The organism is Arenibacter flavimaris (genome assembly GCF_030291335.1).
GTDB lineage: Bacteria > Bacteroidota > Bacteroidia > Flavobacteriales > Flavobacteriaceae > Arenibacter.
In genome coordinates, this window is sequence record NZ_JASWIM010000077.1 from 1 (window position 1) to 5,180 (window position 5,180).

Sequence of the window (5,180 nt, forward strand, 5' to 3'; positions counted from 1 at the left end):
AATGTTGAGCGAATTTTTTCCGTTTTAAAAGATTTTCCAGAAAGATTTGGCTCACCTTGAAAAAATCAAATTTGTCCTCGCCCAGAATCTTTTTTGCCAAAGTGGAAACCGACTGATTTTCTGTGCTTGCCTCCATTTCCAAAGCCATATTATGAGCTTCCGAAACCTTTTTTAAGAGCATGTTATTAAGTCGTGAGGAATTGAGATAACTCTTTTTTGCCAACCCTTTAGTTTCATCCCAATCCTTTTCTAGGATATACTCACCTGTAAACAAAAATTTTGACTTCCTGTTTTGGGTCAATCGCAAAGCAATTGGAAATGTTCCGTCTTTCTTCCGATAATTCTTACGCAATACTATCTTTACGGTGGCCATAATAAATTGTTATAACATAAAGATATAAAATCTATGTACAACATATGTACAACATTTTGCGGTTTTATATGGATTTTTATGGTTTTTTCTATTAATTTAAATTTCAAAATTATGATATAAATAATTGATTATCAGGTGATTTGAGACCATATCAATACAATTTCGTTAGAATTCATACTACTGCTCAAACTACTCATAGCCGCAGCAAATATTGCTGCAATCAATAATCCAGAAATACCAGTTGGTAACTCCGAAACAATATACCAGGGGAATATGGCATCATTGTTTTCAAAAGTAGGATTAAGCTGGTTAGGATAATTTTTGAAAAAAGCGAATAAAGTAGTACCCACAAAAAAGAAAATCAGAGTGGCCGGTATGGTCAATACGGCATTGGTCCATACACTTTTTTGGGCCTCTTTTTGAGTTTTGGTGGTCAAGAATTAAACAAAATCTAAGTAAAGCAAATAATAAGCCCTTGGAATACGAATGGTCGATAAATTCAATTATTTAGGAGGAATTTCAATTGGCTAGGTACAGATTCTATTTCCAAGGTTTGTCCAATATAATCATCTACCAGTTGATCATCATAATGCATTTTGACAGCCTCACATTCAATATGCAATTTTTTTACACTATAGGTTTTTACAAAATTTTTTAAATTTAGACTTTCGGTATTGTTATAGGAATTATTGGTTAGGTAATCCAATAGATCCTGCCGATATTGTTCATCAACTAAAATCAACTCCAAATAGCCATCACCCGGATTCGCACTAGGTGCTATATGTAGGTTGGGACCTAAGAATGGAATGTTCATCACTTCAACCAGTAAAAAATAGCCAGTAATTATTTGTCCATCTACTTTCAAGGTGGCTTTTACCGCCTTAATTTTTCTGATAATTTCTTGTAATTTATCAACGGCTTGTTTTAACTCGTAATAAGGAACGTCTTTTTCTGATTTTTTTTCCATTTCAAATATCAGTTCGGGAAATATACCGAATCCTGCACTTTCAAAAAATAGCTGGTCCTTCAGCAAACCTTTCACTCTTCCGTAATCGACCTTCATTAATCCATCTGCGCCTAAATTCTGGATTGTTTTTGCGATATTGTTGGCGGTACCAAAAGGTATTAGATATATAGGTATTTGACTATCTGGCATTTTATTCACTAAAGCTTCAGCTAACTTATGTACGGTTCCGTCCCCCCCAGCTACAAAAATGGCATCCAGTTCGTATGGCTTAAAATTCTTCAAAAAGTGTTTTTTTTTGGTGGATATATAATCTACACGGTAACCGGCTCTTTTAACAATATTTTTTACCACTTTTTTACTGTGAGTGCCATCTCCTGCTGTAGGATTATGAAAAATCTGTGCTTTTTTCATTCGTTTAAATTTCATAATATTCAAATCATCTCATTCTTTTTATATAAATATAGTCGTTCGTAAATTCAATTTGAATGAGTCATTGCTTTCGAGTCAATATTTTTTTTTTAAGAACAAAACTCATGGAATTGATTGACCGAGATTTACAGATGTTGTCCCTTAACATGGCTTATAATGGTATAATTAATCAAGAAATTAACTATAATATCATGAAAATACTGGTTACGAATGATGATGGAATTTATAGTCCGGGTTTGTTATGTTTAGCCAATGTTGCCAAAGCCTTTGGAGAGGTTATCGTAATGGCTCCGGATATTGAGCAATCTTCCATGGGGCAAGCTATTACCTCGGGTAAACCAATTAGCTTTAAAAAATCACCGATTCACTTTGAAGGTCTGGAAGCTTTTCGTGTAAGCGGAACACCTGCGGATTGCGTAGCTCTAGGTGTCCATTTGTTCCAAGGTATAGATTTGGTTCTTTCAGGTATCAATATAGGGGCCAATCTTGGCAATTCAGCATGGCACTCCGGTACGCTCTCAGCAGCACGACAGGCAGTTTTATTTGGCATACGTGGTATAGCTTTAAGTGTATCCGTGGGGGTCGAGGACACCGATTTTGATGAATTGGAGCCTTATGTAATTGATGCACTTAATGAAGTGATAAAAGCAAAGGATTTGAAATTATTGAATATTAACTTTCCTCGGAATCCCTTCGGAGAAATAATATGGACTAGCCAGTCAGTTAGACAATACGATGGTAAAATTATTGCTAATAAAGATCCAATGGGGAGACACCAATACTGGTTTACCGTTATTCCCTTAGAGCCGGAGGACGAAGGTTCGGATCGATGGGCTGTTAAACATGGAAAAACTAGTATTACTCCTATGATTTTGGACCTGACCGATAAAAATTACCTGTGTCAACGAACTCAAAATGAAGATTGAGTTTTGACGTGAAATTATATAATTCAATATGGAACGTAAATTCCAAAGCGGTTACTTCCCCTCAAAACCATGCCTGATATGGGACGGAAAGTGTGGTTTTTGTAAATTTTGGATTGTTAGATGGAAAATATTAACCCGAGAAACTATTGACTATGTCACTTATCAAAGCATTTATTTCGTTATCCCAGATATATCGGAGCAAGCATTTGGCCAGGCCATACATTTGATAGAACCAGATGGAAGGGTTTATAAGGGAGCAGAAGCCGCTTATCGCACATTATTCTATTCCAATAAGTGGAATTTTCTCTACCATTACTACCAAAAGTTATATTTATTCCAAACAATTAGCGAAATAGGTTATAAGTTTGTGAGTAATCATCGTCCGTTGTTATTTAAGGTAACCAAAATTTTATTTGGGAAAAACCCGGCCCGATTGCGGCATTATTGGTTAATTTATTTGATGGTCATTCTTTTCTCAACCTTTTTATTTTAAACTTAATACCTCCTTCCGGAACACTAATTTTGAAATTCGATTAGTTATAATACATCCAGTGCAACGGTAAGGAATAATTCAAATACCGTTGATTAAGCCAAATATGGACTTCATGTATTCTTAAGTCCTGACGCAATACATTCGTTGAAAATAGAAGGGCTCCATTTCTGAAGCCCTTCTGAACTAATCGAACTATAACCAATCAAACTATAATTCAACAAATATTATAAGAATTATTTTTTATGGAATCTGTTAGTGATACCTGTGATATTTTGTCCGGGAAAGACCCGCTGTGCTTTCCGCTAAGATAGCACCTGTCACATTAACTTCTTTTAATAATTCTATATCTAAAGTTAAATTGAATTGATGATAAGATTTAACGTATTTGAAAAACAATTTAACTCATTAGAACTGTGCATATGCTTAGGTCGATAGCGTTTAAAATTCCTTCTTTTGAGCTAAAGTATATTTCTTTTTCTCTATATTTTGAGTACATATACGTATACTTTTAATTCGCATTATATGTTATATGAAATTAGTAACATAACCAACATTCTAACTAATGTTAAAGCGGGTATTAGGAAAACACCGAGCGCTTATATGTGTTGGACTGTGTAAGTTTTTCAAAGTCCAGTAAAAAGGGTTATACCTACTTACCGTATGAATTTGGAAATCGAAAATAAAAATGTCCAATAGCAAAAAGTTTGAATAGAATTTTGCATTTTTTAAGTACTTTATTGGGTGTTCTTCTACCATAATAAAATGTCGGAAAATAGTAGCTTACTATCCTTGACTTCAAGGAAGTCAATTGAATATATAAGTAATAATTTTAAAACATCAATGTTATGATTTCAAAGTATGAAAGTTGTATAAAAGCTTGTCAGCAATGTCTTGTCGACTGTCAGAACTGTCTAATTCAAATGTCGGGAAAAGAAAGTATGAATGATTGTCCGAAATGCTGTCAGCAGTGTTTGGATATCTGTTTGTTGTGTATTAAATATATGGTTGCCGATAGTCCTTATACAAAAGAGGCTTGTCTGTTGTGTGCAGAGGTATGCACTTGGTGTGCAAAGCAATGCAGACAACATGAACATGATCATTGTAAAGTATGCGCAGCCGCCTGTTTGACTTGTGCAGAAGAATGTCGAAAACTTGTTGCCTAAAAATACCAGTTGGCAACTGTTAAGTGTTTAATAATATTAATAAGATGAAAGAGAAAAATTATACCAAGGATGGGCAAGGACTTAGTAAATTGCGCACCCTGTTGAAAGGACCGAAAACCGTGTTGATGGCAACGGCTTTGGAAAAAATTCCATTTTCCGTATGTCCAATGACTATCCAACAAATGGATGAACAAGGGGATTTATGGATGTTCACGACTCGAGATAGTGATAATTTCAGTCAAATAGAAAACGATAATAGAATTCAGATACTATATGGCGATGAATTAAACCAAAAATATATTTCTTTATTTGGAAATGCAACGCATATTGTCGATCTGCCCAAAGTTGATGAACTCTGGAACGATAGTTTAAACAAATGGTTCGATGGACAAGGAGACCCTAATTTGGTATTGTTGAACATCAATATCGAAAGTGCGTACTACTGGGAAAATGGAATTGAGGTGCCCTTATCGTCAATGAGACATGGCGATGAAAATTTTGCTTCTGAAACTCCTGGTAAAAAAGGTCATATTGATTTACAAAATCATTAAAGTGCGATTATTTAATTTTTGTGAACTCTGGTTTAAATCGGTGCCGCTTTATAACTATAGATTGATCTAGTGGGTAAACATATTAGTTTCAGGAATCTTCCACCAGCTAAGTCATATAACTTGTTCTGTGCTGGTTGATGTCTACAAATTAATAAGTAGGCACTTTCAGGAGTTAGCTTAATTTTGTAGAACACATAGAATATTAACTGCCCTTAGATTTTATTTAGGGGCATTTTTTTATGCCCGATCATGATTTTTGGACAGGAGGTATGCTCTTG

At 34.7% G+C, this 5,180-nt stretch carries 7 protein-coding genes; 4 read left to right on the forward strand and 3 right to left on the reverse strand.

The features are described from left to right. The 3 genes from QSE00_RS24960 to QSE00_RS24970 form a co-directional block, all read right to left on the reverse strand. Positions 1-373, reverse strand: a 373-nt coding sequence (locus QSE00_RS24960) for an Arm DNA-binding domain-containing protein (RefSeq protein ID WP_286107992.1), incomplete at its 3' end; no start/stop codon positions are given. A 131-nt stretch (positions 374-504) separates the two neighbouring features. Continuing rightward, positions 505-810, reverse strand: coding sequence for a sodium:solute symporter family transporter (locus tag QSE00_RS24965; protein WP_286107993.1), 306 nt, complete (start codon positions 808-810; stop codon positions 505-507). 62 nt (positions 811-872) lie between these two features. Continuing rightward, entirely contained in the window at positions 873-1,751 is an 879-nt protein-coding gene (locus QSE00_RS24970; RefSeq protein WP_286107994.1) for a diacylglycerol/lipid kinase family protein, read from the reverse strand. Between the two features lie 122 nt (positions 1,752-1,873). On the opposite strand from QSE00_RS24970, the gene surE reads away from it, so the two are divergent. From surE to QSE00_RS24990, 4 genes are all read left to right on the forward strand, one after another. Next, positions 1,874-2,695 carry a 5'/3'-nucleotidase SurE gene (gene surE, locus QSE00_RS24975; protein WP_286107995.1) on the forward strand — a complete coding sequence of 274 codons (822 nt, stop codon included), beginning with the start codon at positions 1,874-1,876 and terminating at the stop codon, positions 2,693-2,695. A gap of 28 nt (positions 2,696-2,723) precedes the next feature. Continuing rightward, entirely contained in the window at positions 2,724-3,188 is a 465-nt protein-coding gene (locus QSE00_RS24980; RefSeq protein WP_286107996.1) for a thiol-disulfide oxidoreductase DCC family protein, read from the forward strand. A 1,001-nt stretch (positions 3,189-4,189) separates the two neighbouring features. Next, positions 4,190-4,351 carry a four-helix bundle copper-binding protein gene (locus QSE00_RS24985; RefSeq protein ID WP_252734419.1) on the forward strand — a complete coding sequence of 54 codons (162 nt, stop codon included), beginning with the start codon at positions 4,190-4,192 and terminating at the stop codon, positions 4,349-4,351. Between the two features lie 44 nt (positions 4,352-4,395). Then, positions 4,396-4,902 carry a pyridoxamine 5'-phosphate oxidase family protein gene (locus QSE00_RS24990; protein ID WP_215948488.1) on the forward strand — a complete coding sequence of 169 codons (507 nt, stop codon included), beginning with the start codon at positions 4,396-4,398 and terminating at the stop codon, positions 4,900-4,902. Positions 4,903-5,180 lie beyond the last annotated feature (278 nt).

Excerpts from the sequence above, each read along its gene's own strand:
- QSE00_RS24970 (WP_286107994.1), bottom strand. The coding sequence starts at position 1,751 with ATGAAAAAAGCACAGATTTTTCATAATCCTACAGCAGGAGATGGCACT.
- surE (WP_286107995.1), top strand. The coding sequence starts at position 1,874 with ATGGAATTGATTGACCGAGATTTACAGATGTTGTCCCTTAACATGGCT.
- QSE00_RS24980 (WP_286107996.1), top strand. The coding sequence starts at position 2,724 with ATGGAACGTAAATTCCAAAGCGGTTACTTCCCCTCAAAACCATGCCTG.
- QSE00_RS24985 (WP_252734419.1), top strand. The coding sequence starts at position 4,190 with ATGGTTGCCGATAGTCCTTATACAAAAGAGGCTTGTCTGTTGTGTGCA.
- QSE00_RS24990 (WP_215948488.1), top strand. The coding sequence starts at position 4,396 with ATGAAAGAGAAAAATTATACCAAGGATGGGCAAGGACTTAGTAAATTG.